Origin of the sequence: Amycolatopsis sp. WGS_07, from assembly GCF_045278895.1 — a bacterium.
In the GTDB taxonomy this organism is placed as follows: domain Bacteria; phylum Actinomycetota; class Actinomycetes; order Mycobacteriales; family Pseudonocardiaceae; genus Amycolatopsis.
In genome coordinates this window covers 9,043,391-9,058,313 of record NZ_CP136053.1, presented here as the reverse complement: position 1 = coordinate 9,058,313, position 14,923 = coordinate 9,043,391, and the positions used below count along the sequence as shown (strand labels likewise).

General features: G+C 69.7%; 18 protein-coding genes. 6 read left to right on the top strand and 12 right to left on the bottom strand.

Annotated elements, in window-relative coordinates:
* Position 1 precedes the first annotated feature (1 nt).
* From RPX00_RS42550 to RPX00_RS42535, 4 genes are read left to right on the top strand one after another with little or no spacing between them, the layout of a single operon-like run.
* Entirely contained in the window at positions 2–322 is a 321-nt protein-coding gene (locus RPX00_RS42550) for an enoyl-CoA hydratase-related protein (RefSeq protein ID WP_406634305.1), read from the top strand.
* Complete coding sequence (locus RPX00_RS42545) at positions 319–768, top strand: enoyl-CoA hydratase/isomerase family protein (protein ID WP_406634303.1); 450 nt, start codon at positions 319–321, stop codon at positions 766–768. The genes RPX00_RS42550 and RPX00_RS42545 overlap by 4 nt, the downstream gene beginning before the upstream one ends.
* Positions 769–771: 3 nt before the next feature.
* A complete protein-coding gene (locus RPX00_RS42540; RefSeq protein ID WP_406643279.1) occupies positions 772–1,260 on the top strand; it encodes a flavin reductase family protein in 489 nt (162 codons plus the stop codon).
* A gap of 43 nt (positions 1,261–1,303) precedes the next feature.
* Positions 1,304–3,247, top strand: coding sequence for an AMP-binding protein (locus RPX00_RS42535; RefSeq protein WP_406634301.1), 1,944 nt, complete (start codon positions 1,304–1,306; stop codon positions 3,245–3,247).
* 679 nt (positions 3,248–3,926) lie between these two features.
* On the opposite strand, the gene RPX00_RS42530 is transcribed toward RPX00_RS42535, so the two are convergent.
* A complete protein-coding gene (locus RPX00_RS42530) occupies positions 3,927–4,292 on the bottom strand; it encodes a VOC family protein (RefSeq protein WP_406634299.1) in 366 nt (121 codons plus the stop codon).
* 71 nt (positions 4,293–4,363) lie between these two features.
* Between RPX00_RS42530 and RPX00_RS42525 the strand changes: the two genes are divergently transcribed.
* Positions 4,364–4,555 carry a DUF2795 domain-containing protein gene (locus tag RPX00_RS42525; RefSeq protein ID WP_406634297.1) on the top strand — a complete coding sequence of 64 codons (192 nt, stop codon included), beginning with the start codon at positions 4,364–4,366 and terminating at the stop codon, positions 4,553–4,555.
* Positions 4,556–5,072: 517 nt separating this feature from the next.
* Here RPX00_RS42525 and RPX00_RS42520 read toward each other — a convergent pair.
* The 11 genes from RPX00_RS42520 to RPX00_RS42470 form a co-directional block, all read right to left on the bottom strand.
* Positions 5,073–6,116: an acetate/propionate family kinase gene (locus RPX00_RS42520; protein ID WP_406634295.1), complete on the bottom strand. Its 1,044-nt coding sequence runs from the start codon at positions 6,114–6,116 to the stop codon at positions 5,073–5,075.
* On the bottom strand, positions 6,113–8,362 hold the full coding sequence (locus tag RPX00_RS42515; RefSeq protein WP_406634293.1) for a phosphoketolase family protein: 2,250 nt from the start codon (positions 8,360–8,362) through the stop codon (positions 6,113–6,115). Before RPX00_RS42515 ends, RPX00_RS42520 begins: the two co-directional genes overlap by 4 nt.
* Positions 8,362–8,799 (bottom strand): PPOX class F420-dependent oxidoreductase, encoded by a 438-nt coding sequence (locus RPX00_RS42510; protein WP_406634291.1) that lies wholly within the window; start codon positions 8,797–8,799, stop codon positions 8,362–8,364. The genes RPX00_RS42515 and RPX00_RS42510 overlap by 1 nt, the downstream gene beginning before the upstream one ends.
* 74 nt (positions 8,800–8,873) lie before the next feature.
* Positions 8,874–10,655 carry a complex I subunit 5 family protein gene (locus RPX00_RS42505; RefSeq protein ID WP_406634289.1) on the bottom strand — a complete coding sequence of 594 codons (1,782 nt, stop codon included), beginning with the start codon at positions 10,653–10,655 and terminating at the stop codon, positions 8,874–8,876.
* A gap of 3 nt (positions 10,656–10,658) precedes the next feature.
* The gene (locus tag RPX00_RS42500; RefSeq protein ID WP_406634287.1) at positions 10,659–11,012 is read right to left on the bottom strand and encodes an NADH-quinone oxidoreductase subunit K; all 354 of its coding nucleotides are present in this window, start codon (positions 11,010–11,012) and stop codon (positions 10,659–10,661) included.
* A complete protein-coding gene (locus RPX00_RS42495; RefSeq protein ID WP_406634285.1) occupies positions 11,009–11,725 on the bottom strand; it encodes an MnhB domain-containing protein in 717 nt (238 codons plus the stop codon). Before RPX00_RS42495 ends, RPX00_RS42500 begins: the two co-directional genes overlap by 4 nt.
* Entirely contained in the window at positions 11,722–11,958 is a 237-nt protein-coding gene (locus RPX00_RS42490) for a Na(+)/H(+) antiporter subunit B (RefSeq protein WP_406634283.1), read from the bottom strand. The genes RPX00_RS42495 and RPX00_RS42490 overlap by 4 nt, the downstream gene beginning before the upstream one ends.
* Entirely contained in the window at positions 11,955–12,254 is a 300-nt protein-coding gene (locus RPX00_RS42485; RefSeq protein WP_406634282.1) for a cation:proton antiporter, read from the bottom strand. The genes RPX00_RS42490 and RPX00_RS42485 overlap by 4 nt, the downstream gene beginning before the upstream one ends.
* On the bottom strand, positions 12,251–12,502 hold the full coding sequence (locus tag RPX00_RS42480) for a monovalent cation/H+ antiporter complex subunit F (protein WP_406634280.1): 252 nt from the start codon (positions 12,500–12,502) through the stop codon (positions 12,251–12,253). Before RPX00_RS42480 ends, RPX00_RS42485 begins: the two co-directional genes overlap by 4 nt.
* A complete protein-coding gene (locus RPX00_RS42475) occupies positions 12,499–12,945 on the bottom strand; it encodes a Na+/H+ antiporter subunit E (RefSeq protein ID WP_406634278.1) in 447 nt (148 codons plus the stop codon). The genes RPX00_RS42480 and RPX00_RS42475 overlap by 4 nt, the downstream gene beginning before the upstream one ends.
* 112 nt (positions 12,946–13,057) lie before the next feature.
* A complete protein-coding gene (locus RPX00_RS42470; protein ID WP_406634276.1) occupies positions 13,058–13,705 on the bottom strand; it encodes a UdgX family uracil-DNA binding protein in 648 nt (215 codons plus the stop codon).
* Positions 13,706–13,789: 84 nt separating this feature from the next.
* Here RPX00_RS42470 and RPX00_RS42465 point away from each other — a divergent pair, with 84 nt between their 5' ends.
* A complete protein-coding gene (locus tag RPX00_RS42465) occupies positions 13,790–14,917 on the top strand; it encodes an NADP-dependent malic enzyme (protein ID WP_406634274.1) in 1,128 nt (375 codons plus the stop codon).
* Positions 14,918–14,923 lie beyond the last annotated feature (6 nt).

Genomic DNA, 14,923 nt, shown 5'->3' with positions numbered 1-14,923 from the left:
CATGACCACTGCCTCGCTCAGCGCTGTCCCCGTGTCCGGCGATGCGGACGGCGTGGTGGTCTTGACCCTGAACCGTCCGCCGGCGAACGCGCTCAGCAACGCGCTCATCCGCGAGCTGACCACCGCCCTCGAAGACCTCGCCAGCGGTCCGGACGCTCCCGCGGTCGTGCTGACCGGGGCGGGTTCGCGGTTCTTCTGCGCGGGCGGAGATCTGAAAGAAGCGGTCGGCTACGAGGCCGAGTCGATGGTCGAGCGGATGACTTCTTTCACGCGCTGCTCTGCGCACTGGAAAAATTTCACAGGCCGCTGGTGTGCGCGGTGAACGGATGGTGCGTCGGCGGCGGGATCGAAATGGCGTTGTTCGCCGACGCCGTGTACGCGTCGTCGGAAGCCCGGTTCGTTTTCCCCGAGGTCGGCCACGGGATGTTGCCGGCGGTGAAGGGGATCGCCCGGGTCCGCGAGATCGCGGGCGATCGCGGTGCCCGGCGGCTGTTGCTTGGCGGAGAACCGGTCGACGCGTTCGAGGCGAAAGCACTGGGCATCGTCGACGAAGTGGTGGCGCCGGGGGAACTGCTGGCGGCTGCGTCCGCGGATGCGCGCGCGGCGGCGGCGAAACCGCCCGCGGTGTTCGCGGCGTTGAAATTGGCCCTGCACCAGGAGGTCGCCGGATGGCCGGACGAGGAGCAGCTCCGCGTCACGGCCGCCGGCGCGCGCACGATTTTCCTCGACCCTGCCGCACGAGCTGCCCGGGAGGCATGGAATGGCTGACGTATCGCACGACCTCGACCCGGCGGTCTTCCGCTCGGCGCTGTCCAGTTTCCCTCCGGCGTCACGATCGTGACGACCCGGGGCGCGGACGGAACGCTGCACGGATTCACCGCGAGTTCCTTCGCGTCGCTGTCGCTCGACCCGCCGCTCGTCCTGGTGTGCCTCGACCGGGGCGCGACGTGTTTCCCGGTTTTCCTCGCGGCCGAGCGGTTCGTGGTGAACGTTGTGACTCCTTCACACGCGGAGCTGGCGACGAGGTTCGCGACGAAAGGCGAGAACAAATTCGCGTACGGGACCTTCGAGTTCGACGAACAGGGCCATCCGCTCCTGCCGGACGCGGCGGCCGTCCTGCGCTGCGAGCTGGAACAGGCCGTGCCCGGCGGCGACCACGTGATCCTCATCGGCCGGGTGCGCGAGGCGCGGACCGGCGAGGGCAAACCGGTGACGTGGTATCGAGGGGACTTCCGCCATCTCGGCGAGCGTGCCGCGTGAACGCCGCCGGAGCCAGGCTCGCCCCGGGAGGAGAGGTCGTAGCATGGAGCTGACCGAGTTCGAACCGGACCGGACGCTGCCGGGACTGCTGCTCGACCGCGCGACCCGCGAGCCCGACGCCGTCGCGCTGCGGTACTCGCGCGGCGGGACCATGCGTACGGTCACCTGGCGGACGTACCTCGACCGGGTGCGTGAACTGGCGTTTGGCCTTGTGGCGCAAGGCGTTCGGCATGGCGACCGCGTCGCGGTGATGAGCAGCGCGCGTCCGGAATGGGTGTTTGCCGCGCTGGCGGTGCAGAGCGTCGGCGGCGTCGTGATCGGCGTGTATCCCACCAACTCGCCCGCGGAGATCGAGCAGATCCTCGTGCACAGCGAGGCGGTCGCGTTCCTCGGCGAGACCGCTGCGGAGCTGGCGAAGGTCGCGAAAATCGCCGCGAACACTCCCGCTCTGCGGCTCGTCGCCGGAATCGACGCGCCCCCGCCGGACCTGCCGCCCAGGATCACCGGCGCGACCTGGGACGACCTGCGTTCGGCCGGAACGCACTCCGCTGACGGCTCTGCGGACGGGTTCGCTGATGGGTTCGACGACGGCTTCGCCAACGGCTCTGCGGACGGCTTCGACGACGGCTCCGCTGACGGCTTCGCCAACGGCTCTGCGGACGGCTCCGACGACGGCTCCGCCGACGGGTTCGCTGACGGCTTCGCCGAGCTGATCGCGGCCACCGCGCTCGACGACCCCGCGGTGCTCTTTTACACCTCAGGCTCCACCGGCGTGCCCAAGGGTGTGATTCATTCACACCGCACCATCCAGCACGCGGTCCAAAGTGTGATCGGTTTGTACCCGGAGAGCCGTACCGCCCGGCACGATGTGGTCGGTTTTCTCCCGCTGGCCCACGTGGCGCCCGCAGTGTTGCTCGTTTTCACGCCGCTGCACACCCGGCTGGTCGTGACCTTCTGCCGCATCGAGGAGTACGGCGAGGTACTGCGCGCGGTCCGGCCGACCGCGATCCTTTGGCCGCCCCGGTTCTACGAAAAACTCGCCGCCGAACTGATCGGGCGAGCCGAATCCTGGAACATCCTCCGGCGCGGCGTGTACCGGTTCGCGATGCGCGTCGGCCGCCGGATGGCTGAGAAACGCTGGTCCGGCCGTCGCGCGTCCTTGGGGTTGAGAATTATTTACACCGCCGCGGTCCGCGGTGTTTTCTTTCCGCTGCGGGCGACTCTCGGCATGGACCGGATCCGCGTCGCGTGGACGGCTTCGGCGGCGATGCCGGAGAGCGTCGTGGCGCTGTGGCAGATCTGGGGGCTCGACCTCCGCGAGAACTACGGGCTCACCGAGACCGCCGGCTGTCCGATCGGGCAGTTCGGGCAGCCGTTCCCGCGCCCGGGGCGGATCGGCCGGGAGTTCCCGGACCCGCGCTTCCAGGTGAAACTGGCGGAGGACCGCGAAATGCTGCTCCGCGCCCCACTGCTGTTCGACGGCTACTGGCGGAACCCGGCGGAAACCGAGGCAGCCTTCGCGGACGGCTGGTTCCGCACCGGAGACCTCATGGAGCGCACGGCGGACGGGGACATCCGGCTCATCGGGCGGAAGAAGGACGTGATCATCACCCGGGGCGGGAAGACCGTCGATCCGCAGCCGATCGAAGTCCGGTTGAAGGAGAGCCTGCTGATCGAGGAAGCCATCGTGGTCGGGGACGCGCGAAAATATCTCACAGTGCTGATCGAATCGAGCGCTGGCGCGGAGTCGGCGGGACGCTTGCGCGCGGAACTGGACCGGGTGAACGCGGACCTGGCGCGGGTGGAGCAGTTGAAGGATTTCCGGGTCCTGCCGCGCCCGCTGGACCCTGCACGAGGCGAGCGAACGGCAAACGGAAAGGTGAAACGCGCGGCGGTGGTGGAGTCGTTCGCGGAGTTGATCGACGACATGTACGGCGCGACGGACGATGCTGCGATCGCGGACCACGTGCGGCGGGGGTCGCGGTAGGGGGTTGGTGAGGGGTTGTTTGGCCTTGTGCGGTCAGGTTGCGTGGAGGTTGCGGCGGTGGGTGAGGGGGTTGCTTGGCGTTGTGTTGTGAGGCGGTGTGGTGGTGGGGTGGGGGCGGTGTGATGGTTGTGGCGGTGGAGTGAGAGGGGTTGTTTGGCTTTGTGCGGTGGGGTGAAGGGAGTCGCTCGGCCTTGTGCGGCGGGGGTGGTGTGACGGTTGTGGCGGTGGGGTGAAGGGAGTCGCTCGGCCCTGCGCGGCATGGGCGGTGTGACGGTTGTGGCGGCGGGGTAAGGGGAATCGCTCGGCCCTGCGTGGCGAGGCTGCGTGACGGCTGCGGCGGCGGGGTGCTGCGAGGGACGTGAATCACGCGCGGCGAAGGTCGCGTTAAGCCTGCGACGGAGCGGGATGCCGTGCGAGGGCGTTGCGATCAGTAGCGGCGTAGGTCGCGCGGCTGCGGGTGCCGCGAGGCGAACCCTAAGGCGTGAAGGGACCCCTCATGGTCGCGACCGGGCGCGTCAGTGAATGATGCCGCCCTCCGGTACGCGATGCGAAGGTCCGTGAAGGACTCCTTGAGGGAATCAGATTCCCCCAAGGAGTCCTTCACGGACTTCTGGCGGCCACGTCACCGCCGCGAGCTAGCAGGTGTCGGGACCGCAAAACCGCCGCGGTTGAGAAAATTTCACTGCGGTCCGTAAACCACAATGAGATTTCCCCACGGATCGCGCGCCACCGCCCGGACCTCGTGCGGGCCCTGTTCCGGTTGCCGCACAACGGTTCCGCCGCCTGCCACCAGTGCGGTCAGGGCGGCGGCCACCTCGGGGACCTTGAAGGACGCGGCGGGGACGCCGTCGGTGACGTCCTCCTCCGGTCCGGCTAGGGCGAGTGTCGTTCCGCCTGCGTCGAGGGCTGCGTAACGGTCTCCGTCGACGAATTTTGTCGGCAGGCCGAAGGTGGCGGCGTAGAACTGCACCGCTGCGGCGACATCGGCGACCGGGTGCAGCACGTTCCCGATTTTGGCGGGGGCGGGGTTTGCGGAATCGTTCACCGGCCGAGCGTAGCTCGCATGATCTCCGGCTGGGCGGGTATGTGAAGGAAGAACACGAGGAAGGGAGCGCCATGCCGGACGTCCGTGAATATTTGACAGAAGTCGAATACCCGTGCGAGCGCGGCGAACTCCTCCGCCAGGCAGCCGCGAAGGGTGCGGGGGACGACGTGATCGGCCATCTCGGCAAGTTGCCCGAGCAGCGGTACGAAAACGTGGAGGCGGTCCACCGGCTGCTCGGCGACGATATCGATCCGCATTCGTGAGGTCAGTGGACCGCCTCGGCGATGGCGTGGGCGGGGTCGTGTCGGTGGTGGGGACGGGAGCGGTTTCGCGTTTGTGAAGTCGGTGGATCGTCTCGGTCGTGGGGCGGGCGGGTTTTGAGATTCGCGTTCATGCGGCGAGCGGACCGACCCGGTGGTGTGGGCGGGTTCGAGAGGGGGCTGCGGATCCCGGTGGTATGGGCGGGTTCGAGAGGGGCAGCGGACCGACCCGGCGGTGTGGGCGGGTTCGCGAGGGGGCAGCGGATCCCGGTGGTGTGAGCGGGTTCGAGAGCTAGCTCGGCGTTCGTGGGGGTTGGTGCACAGCCTTGGCGGCGACGTGAGTTCCCGTTTCGTGTGGGAGTGCCGATGGCGGGGTCGGCGGGGGCGACCCGCATTCGTGGGGGTGTGTCGGTGGCGGGGTAGGGAGGCGACCCCGCATTCGTGTGACGTGGGCGGATCCGTCAAAGTCAGCGGATCACAGCGGCGCGAACAGTTCCGAGACCTATCCGCCTCCCAAAAGTCAGCGGGCCACGTCCACCGAAGCGCGGGCGAGTTCCAGTTCCTCCCTCGAGCGCAAACTCAGCACCGGAACCTCCGCCCCAGGCGGGCTGATCACCGAGTCCCGCTCCCGCGTCCGGGAAAGTCCTCCGGCGATGCCGAGCACCCCCAGGCCGTCCGCGACGGCTTCGGCGGTTTCGGGTTGGTCCCAGCCGATGTCGCCGGTGAAGACCAGTGCGTCGATCCGTGGCAGGCTTGTGGCGGCGGCAGCCAGTTCTCGGCGGATGCGGTGTTCGAAGACGGCCAGGGCGAAGCGGGCTTCGACTGATCCGTCGCGTACCAGGTCTCGGGTGTCGTCCGAAGTGCCGGACAGGCCCAGCAGGCCGGAGTGGTGGTAGAGGCCGTCTTCCAGTTCGCTGACGGTCAGTTTTCCTTCGCGCAGCAGCCACAGCAGCATGCCGGGGTCCACGGACCCGGACCGTTTGGTCATCATCGCGCCTTCCAACGGCGTGAAACCCATTGACGTATCGACACTGCGTCCGTGTGACACCGCGCAGACCGAGCAGCCGCCGGACAGGTGGGCGATGAGCAGGTTCAGCTCGCGGGGAGACCGGTGCAGGAGTTCGGCGGCGCGGCGGGTTGCCCAGCTGAAGGACCAGCCGTGGAAGCCGTAGCGGCGTAGATCCCATTGCGAGCGCCAGCGTGCGGGCAGCGGGTAGGTCTGCGCGACGGACGGGAGGGTGTGGTGGAAAGCAGTGTCGGGACAGACGACGTGCGTCGCGGAGGGGAGGAGTTCGGTTAGCTGGTCCAGCAGGGCTTCGGTTTTGGGAACGTGTTCGGGTGCGAGTGAACGGGCTTCGGCGATCTTCGCGCGGACGGCCGGGGTCACGCGAGCGGGGTGGATCAGGTCTGGGCCGCCGTGTACTAAGCGGTGTGCGACTACGGAGACCGGAGGCAGGCAGTCCACAGAGGACACAGAGGTCGAGTCCAGGATTTTCTCGTCTTCGGTCCGCACCAGGTGCATTCGCAGACTGCCGGAACCCGGGTTGACGGTCAGGACGTTCATCGTTGCCACCGCCAGCCGGTGATCTCGGCCGGGTCTTCGCCGTCGCGGTAGGCGGCGGCGAGGAGTTCGTCTCGGCGCCGCTGGAAGTCGCGGGCCAGGTCGCCGCCTTGGGAGGACCAGCCGCGGGCTCGGCGGACGGCGTCGGCGGCCAGGTCGTGGCGGGTCATGCGGTTGCTGGCCAGCAGGTCGAACGGGGTGGTCGTCGTGCCTTCTTCGCGGTAGCCGTGCACGTGAAAGCGTTGCGGGGCAGGGCGTCCGTGCAGAACCTCGTGTACCGCGGACGGGTAACCGTGGAAGGCGAAGATCACGGGGACGTCCTCGCCGAAGCAGTCGAGGAACGCTTCGTCGGAGAGGCCGTTCGGGTGGCGGTCGGGTGGGGACAGCGAGAGCAGGTCGACGACGTTTACCAATCGTACACGCAGTTCTGGAGCCGCGGCGGCTAACAACTGCACGGCGGCTAGGGTTTCGACGGTCGGGGTGGTTCCGGCGCAGGCGAGCACGACGTCCGGCGGGCCCTCGTGGCTTGCCCAGGGCCAGACGGCGGTCCCGGCGCGGCAGTGGGCGCGGGCCTCGTCGGGGGAGAGCCACACCGGGGTGCTTTGCTTTCCGGCGACGACGACGTTGATCAGGTCGGTCGAGGACAGGCAGCGGTGCAGGGTCTCGAGCAGGGTGTTGGCGTCCGGCGGGAAGAAGATCCGGGTGGTGCGGGCCTTCTTGGTGAGCATCTGGTTGACGAAACCGGGGCCCTGGTGGCTGTAGCCGTTGTGCTCCTGCCGCCAGCCGTCGCTGGTGAGCAGGTAGTTCAGGCTCGCCACCGGGGCCCGCCAGCCGACCTCGCCGGACGTTTTGAGGAACTTGGCGTACTGGTTCACCATGCTGTCCACAATGGACACGAAAGCCTCGTAGCACGGGAAGAGGCCGTGCCGTCCGGTGAGCAGGTAGCCCTGCAGCCAGCCCTGGCAGAGGTGTTCCGACAGCACCTCCAGCACCCGCCCGCGCGGGCCGAGATGTTCGGTGTGGCCGGGGACGGAGCGGTCGAACTGCCGGTCGGTGACGTCCAGCAGCGCGCCGAGCTTGTTGGATTGCAGTTCGTCCGGGCAGACGACGCGGAAGGTGTCGGGGGCCTGGCGCACCAGGTCCGCGAGCCAGCCGCCGGCGACCTCCGTCGGGCTTGCCTCGCCGGTCACGGCGAACTTGGCGACGTCCGGCAGCGGGAGATCGCGACGGAGCCGGCCGCCGTTCGCTTGCGGGACGCGGCCGAGTCGCAGCGCTGGTTCCGGTGGTACGGCGAGCAAATCCGGCGCTGGGACGCCGTCGGCGTCGAAGAGTTCCTCCGGACGGTACGAGCGCAGCCATTGCTCCAGCGAGTTGAGCTGGTCCGGGTCGAGGGGGACCTGGTGCGCGTGGAAGGTGCCCTCGAGCGGGGTGCCGTCGGGGGACGTCGAGGGCAGGCCGAGGCCCTTGGTGTTGCGCAGGACGATCATCGGCGGCGGCCCGGTGTCCTGGCGGTGCGCGGCCGCGAGCGCCTCGGCGAGCGGGGTGTCGGGATCGTCGGCGCCGCGGACGTCGACGAGCAGCGGGGTCCAGCCGCAGCCGGTGAAGTACGCGGTGAGTTCGTCGTCCGACATCGCTTCATAGACAGTCGGCGACGCGATCTTGTACCCGTTGAGGTGCAGGATCGGCAGCACCCGGCCGTCGCCCGCGGTGGTGAACTTCGGGCTGTGCCACGCCGCCGCGGTCGGGCCGGTTTCGGCCTCGCCGTCGCCGATGACGCACGCGACCAGCAGCTCGGGATCGTCGAAGGCCGCGCCGAACGCGGTGGCGAGCGCGTAGCCGAGTTCGCCGCCCTCGTGGATGACGCCGGGGACCTCGGGGGAGAGGTGGCTGGGGAACCCGCCCGGCCAGGAGAACCGGCGGACGAGTTCGGCGAGGCCGGAGCCGTCGAGGGACAGCCGCGGGTCGTATTCGGCGTGCGTGCCTTCGAGCCAGAGGTTGGCGTGGATCGCCGGCGCGCCGTGCCCGGGGCCGGTGACCAGCAGGGTGCGCTGCCCTGTCTCGGCGACCAGGCGGTTCAGCGCGGCGTAGACGAGGGTCAGCCCGGGGCAGGTGCCCCAGTGGCCGAGCGGGCGCGGCTTCAGGTGCTCGGGCCGCAGCGGCTCGGTGAGCAGGAAGTTGTCCTTGAGGTAGATCATCGCCGCGGCCAGGTAGTCGCACGCCCGGCGGTAGCGGCGGAGCGCGTCGCGCATCAGTCGGCGACGCCCTTCTTCTGGTCGATGAACGTCTGCCGCTCCGGGGTCACCCGCAGGATGACGCGTTCGGACTTGATCGCCTCCGGCGGATAGTCGCCGCCGGTGTACTTGCGGGCGAGTTCGTCGACCTGCAGCCGGGCGCGTTCGCCGGTCTCGACGCCGGTCACGCGCCCGCGGACCTCCGCGTAGCGGTAGGGGTCCTGCTCGTCGCGGATCAGGACGGTGATCCGGTCGTCGCGGACGACGTTGCGGTACTTCGCGCGGTGCGTTTCGGTGTTGAGCACGATCTTGCCGTTCTCGACGTGCACCCAGATCGTCTGCGTCTGCAGCCGTCCGCTCGGCAGCACCGTGGTCACCGCGGCGAAGTTCGCGCCAGTGGCCAGCTCTTCGGTTTCGGGCAGCAGTTTCGGGCCGTCGGCGGTGCTGGCGGGCACGGCAGCTCCTCACGGTCGACGTCACGGGCCGCTGTCCGGGTAACCCGGGTGATCGGCCGGTAAACCCGGCGACGTCAGAGCCAGACCAGGCCGGCGAGGACGGCGACGCCCGCGAGCAGCCAGGCCACGTAGTCGCCGACCTGGCCGGAATGCGCGCGGTGCAGCACGGTCAGCGCTTCGTGCACCGGTTTCGGTGCCCGGCGCCGTGACCACAGTGCGAACGCTGTGGTGCCGAGTGCGAGTACCGCGGTCGCCGCTGCGGACAGCAGGCCAGGCCCGGTCCAGGTCAGCTCGGCCACGGCAGCCGGGAGCGACGGCGGCAGCGTCGGCAGGACGTCGTGCAGGTAGCCAGCCCGGTCGAAGGCCTGTGCGCCGGCGGCGATCGCGACCTCGCGGATCCACGGGACGATGCCGACGGCCAGCGCGAAACCGAGCAGGACGACGATGGCGGCGACCATCGGCACCGGGGTGCGCTCGATCGGCTGGCCGGTTTCCGGTTCCTCGCCGGAGCCGGACGTCGTGTCTTCGGACTCGTCGGCGGGCGGCCTGCCGAGTCCGAAGTAGACTCGCGAGCCGGCGCGCAGGACGGCCGCCGCGGTGATCGCGGAAACGGCCGCGAAGACGACCACGAGCCACTCCGGGCCCGCGTGTTCGGCGGCGTCTTTGCCCAGGGCCAAGCCGAAAGGCGGCAGTCCGGCGAGGGCGGCGGCAGCGATGAGGAACAGCACGGCTTCGGTCCGCGAGTGTGTCGCGCGGCCGAACAGGTCGTCCTCGTCGACGCTGCCGTAGCGGTCCTTCAGTACTCCGGTCAGCAGGAACAGCGCGCCTTTGGCCCCAGCGTGCCCGAGCACCGAGAGCAGGAACGCCGCGGTCGCCTCGCCTCCGGTGGCGGCGAGTCCACAAAGGAACAGTCCAATGTGGGCGATTGTCGAATAGGCCAGCAACCGTTTGAGGTGCCGTTGGGTGAAGCAAAGCACGGCACCGAGTACGGCGCTGGCGATCCCCGCGGTCAGGAAGATCCGGCTGACGGTGGCGTCGTCGAGCACGGTGCCGAACACGGTCGTGCGGACGCGAAGCACGCCGTAGAGGCCGAGTTCGACCATGACGCCGGAGAACAGCACGCACACCGGCGTCGGGGCGACCGCATGCGCGTCGGCGAGCCAGAAATGGAACGGCACGGTCGCGGCTTTGACCAGCAAACCGGTGCATACCAGCACGAACGCGGCGATGACGAGCGCGTCCGCCGGCCGTCCGTCGAGTGCTACTCCCAGTTGCGCGAGGCCCAGCTGACCGCCGCGGGCGTAGAGCAGGCCGATGCCCATCAGTGTGAAGTACGCGCCGAGGGAGTTCACCACGCCGAAGTTCAGCGCGCCCTGCACGGAATCCGCTTCCTCGATCCGGTATCCGGTCAGCGCGTAGGCGACTCCGCTCATCAGCTCGAAGAACACGAACAGAGTGAACAGGTCGCCGGTGAAGAGGAAGCCGAGCATGCCGGTCAGGAAGAGCAGCATCATCGCGTGATAGCGGGCTTCGACGGCTTCGAAGTAATGCCAGCTGTAGAGCAGCGCGCACGTCGTCAGGAACGCGGCCAGCGCGGCGAAAGTCGTGTTCAGCCCGTCCGCGACCAGCACGATCCCGACGGAACGGGTGCCTTCCGGCCGTTGTCCGCCCAGCCAGCTGACCACCCGCTCGTGGTGCGCGGCGGTCAGCAGCACCACACACAGCGCGCAGACCGCCGCCGCGGTCACCGTCGCAGTCACGTCGACCACGACGCGGGGGAGTTTCCGGCCGAGGCTGAGCAGCAGGCAGGCGGCCAGCAACGGCACGGCGATGGCGAGTGCGGGCAGCGTAGTCATCGGTCAGCCGCGCAGTGCGCGCAGTTCGTCGGGGTCGACCGTGCCGTGGCGGCGCGAAATCTGGAGCGTCAGGGCGAGCAGGAGCGCGGTGATGGTGGCGGATACGACGATGTCGGTAAGCGTCATGGCCTGCACCATCGGATCGACCACCGGCTGCGCCTGTCCCTGCGCCACGATCGGCGCGCCGGCCTGCTCCTGGTAGCCGATCGCCAGCAGCAGGACGTACGTGCCGGACTGGGCGACCGACAGAGAGACCACGGTGTGCACGAGGTGCCGGCTGCGCATGATCCCGGCGCAGCCGAGCAGCAACAGCCAAGCCGCCACCCCGTAGCAGGCCGCCGACACCACGCCGGTCACTGGTCCTCCTCCAGGCCGTGCACGAAAAACCGCGACAGCAGGACGACCAGCCCGGCGGCGACCTCGATGCCGATCAGCACACTCAGCACCGGCACCGTGCCGGACGACAGCAGCGAGCCGAATTCGCCGAGCGGCAGCACGTTCGCGAGGAACGAGCCGCCGAGGGCGAGCCCCAGCAAGCCCGTCGCGACGTACAGGCCGGTGGCCGCCGCCTCGGCGTACTCGCACCAGTCGAGCGGCCGCAGCCGGGCCAGCGCGCCGTAGCTGCCGGAGAGGTAGAGCAGGTGCCAGCCGGTCGCGAGGACGACCCCGCCCTGGAAACCGCCGCCCGGCGTCAGATGCCCGTGCGCCACGATGTCCAGGCCCAGCAGCACCGAGACCGGCAACAGCAGGAACCCGGCGAGCTTCACCGCGGGCAGGACGTAGCCGCTCTCGTCCGGTTTCGGCTCCTTGTCCGCCGGTCGCAGCAGCGCGAGCGTGCCGACCACCGCGGCGGCGACGATGGTTTCCTCGCCGAGGGTGTCGAGCGCGCGCAGGTCGAAGTTGACCGACGACACCAGGTTCGGGGTGACCTCGCGGAAACCCAGCGGCACCACCAGGTCCCGGTAGACGTGCCCGGCGCTGCCGACGGCTGGCATCCGGGTGAACGCGGCGAACAGCAGCGCAGCGACCCCGGCCAGCCCGGCGGCGCCGACGACGTCGCGGGTCCTCATCGCTTTCCGGTCTTCCGCAGCGTCAGCAGGACGAGCAGCGGGACGACGGCCGCGCCGACGGCGAGTTCGGACAGCGCGACGTCCGGGGCCTGGAACACGACGAAAAGCACGGTCAGGCACAGGGAAAACACCGTGAGCGGGATCGTCTGCCGTTTCGGGTCGGGCGTCGCGACGACGGCGAACCCGGCGACCGCGACCAGCGCGAGCGCGACGAGCAGCACCGCGGCGGTCATGCCGGCAGGTCCTCGTCGATCTCGCCGCGGCGGCGGGCTTCGAGCCGGGCGGTGGCCGACTGCAGGATCGGGCCGGTGACCGCCAGCAGCACGACCGTCGCGACGATCACGCCCGAACTGAGCTGGACGCCGTTGACCAGGACGAGCCCGGCACCGATCAGCGGCGCGCCGAGTGTGGTCGCCGGGGCGAGGAGGTGCAGCCGGGTGAGCAAGTCCTTGGCCCGCAACAGGCCCACGGCGGAGGCGAGGACGACGAACACCCCGGCGAACACGAGAATCTGCGCGGCGACGGTCATCGGGTCCCCAGCAGCCGCGCGAAGACGAGAGTTCCGGCGAAGGCGAGCACGGTCAGCGTCAGCGGGAGGATGAGGGCGCTGGACGGGCCGTACGCCTGGACGAGCAGCAGGAGCGTCAGGACGGTGACGGTGCCGGCGAATTGCATTCCGGCGAGGCGTTCGATCGCGCTGCCCCGGGCGGCGAGCCACAGGGCGGTGCCGAGGCCGCCCGCCATCAGGAGCAGGGCGGCGAGGAGCAGCCACGTCATCGCGTCACCCGATCGAGGCTCGGGGAGTCGGGGAGGATCTGGTGGACGACGAGGTGGTTTCCGTCGGGCGGGCTTGCGACGATCATCGTGCCTGGGGTGCAGCCGACGACCACCGTTGCGACGGCGAGCCGCGCTTCGTGTTCCGGACGCTGTGCTGGCGGGACTTTGATGGTGGCGAACTTTCCGGCGCTGGGCGTTGTGAACACTGCGGCTGCGGATTCGCGGACCGCGGCCCATGGGAGTGGCGCGAACCAGGCCAGCCAGCTGGCTTTGGGCTGCCACGAACCGCGCATCGCCCGTCGTGCGGCGCGGGCGGCGATCGCGCAGACCGCGGCGGCCCCGGCGCCGGTGAGCAGTTCCGGTGCCGACGGGGTGGACAGCGTGAGGGTCCACAGCCCGGTCAGGGCAAGCCACCACAGCGGGATCTCGGTTGTAGCGCGCATAGCTCACCTCGCTCGGGCAACGGCTACCCACTTCTGCAGCGGGCCAACCTGCGGGGTGGTCCTTTTTGGGCGTCAGCGATGCGGTGCCTGAAGGTCTGCGAGGACTCCTTGATCAAGGGGCCCCTCGTGCCAGGTCACTGCTTCCAAGGCCGCGCAGGTCGGCCACGAACTCGGCGTACGCGGCGTCGCGGTCGGGGGCGCGCAGCACCGCGGACGGGTGCACGGTGGCGACCGCGGAGGCGAACAGGCCGGCGAACTCGTCCGGCGGATCCAGCGGCTCGCCGCGGTGCCGGGTGAGCCGGAAACCGCTGCCGTACACCGATTGCGCCGCCGTCGCGCCCAGCAGCAGCACGAGCCGGGGCCGGATCGCCTGGAGTTCGGCGACCAGCCACGGACGGCACGCGACCACCTCGGAGCGCGCCGGTTTGTCGTGGATCCGGCGTTTGCCGCGGAGCTGGAACTTGAAGTGCTTGACCGCGTTGGTCAGGTACAGGCAGTCGCGGTTCAGGCCCACGTCGCCCAGCGCGCGGTCGAGCAGCTGCCCGGCCGGGCCGACGAACGGTTCGCCGCGCCGGTCCTCCTGGTCGCCGGGCTGCTCGCCGACGGCGAAGATCTCCGCCCGGGCGCCGCCCGCGCCGAAAACGGTGGCCGTGGCGTCGCGGTACAGCCCGCAGCCGCGGCACTCGCGGGCGGCTTGGCGGAGCACGCCGAGACTGGTCGTGTCCGGCGGTTCTGCTCCTGGTTCCCGACTCGTCACCACTGGATCGCTTTACCCGCGCGCAGACCGGGGCAAACGCGAGGCCGGGCACGATTCCGCCGCCGCTTCGCCGGGTATCCGGCAGCCATGAACGGAAGCCGCGGAAAGATCCAAGTCGCCACCCGGGTGCGGCTCGACGACGCCGACGACCTCGCCGAGCACTACACGCCCGGTGTCGCGGAACTGGCCAAGCGGGTCGCCGAGGATCCGTCGGTGCTCCTGCGCGAAACGGTGCGCGGCAATTCGGTCGCGATTGTCTCCGACGGCTCCGCGCTGCTCGGCCTCGGCGATCGGGGCCCGGCCGCCGCACTGCCGGTGATGGAGGGCAAAGCGGCCCTGCTCAAGCGGTTTGCCGACGTCGACGCCTGGCCGATCTGCCCGGTCAGCCGCGAACCCGACGATCTGGTGCGCACCGCGAAGGATCTCGCGACGTCCTTCGGCGCGATCAACCTGGAAGACATCGCCGCGCCCCGCTGCTTCACGGTGGAACGCCAGCTGCACGACGAGCTGGACGTGCCCGTTTTCCACGACGACCAGCACGGGACCGCGATCGCCGTGCTGGCCGCCTTGGACAACGCGCTCAAGCTGACTGACCGCACGCCAGGGGACACGTCGGTGGTGATCTCCGGTGCCGGGGCGGCCGGCTCCGCCATCGCGCGGCTGTTGCTGAAGGCGGACTTCAGCGCGGAACGGATCGTGGTCTGCGACAGCGAAGGCACCCTGCACGGCGAACGCGATCTGACCGGCGAGAAGCAGTGGATCGCGGAGAACACCAACCGCGGAGACGCGGTCCGGGGCAGCCTCCGGGACGCATTGCGCGACGCGGACGTCTTCATCGGCGTGAGCGTCGGCGGTCTGCTCAAGGGAGAAGATCTCGCTCAGATGGCCGACCGCGCGATCGTCTTCGCACTGGCCAATCCGGAGCCGGAGGTCGATCCGGAGGAGGCGCGCGAGCACGCGGAGATCGTCGCGACCGGACGCAGCGATCTGCCGAATCAGATCAACAATGTCCTTGTGTTCCCCGGGATGTTCCGCGGGCTGCTCGACTCCGGTGCGGCGAAGGTGACCCCGCGGATGCTGCTCGCCGCCTCGCACGCGCTGGCCCGAACGGTGGGCGACGACCTCGATCGGGAGCACATCGTGCCCAGCGTCTTCAACCAGCGCGTGGTGCCCGCGATCGCCGAGGGTGTCGGCGGCGCGGTGGAAAACGACTGAACGGGG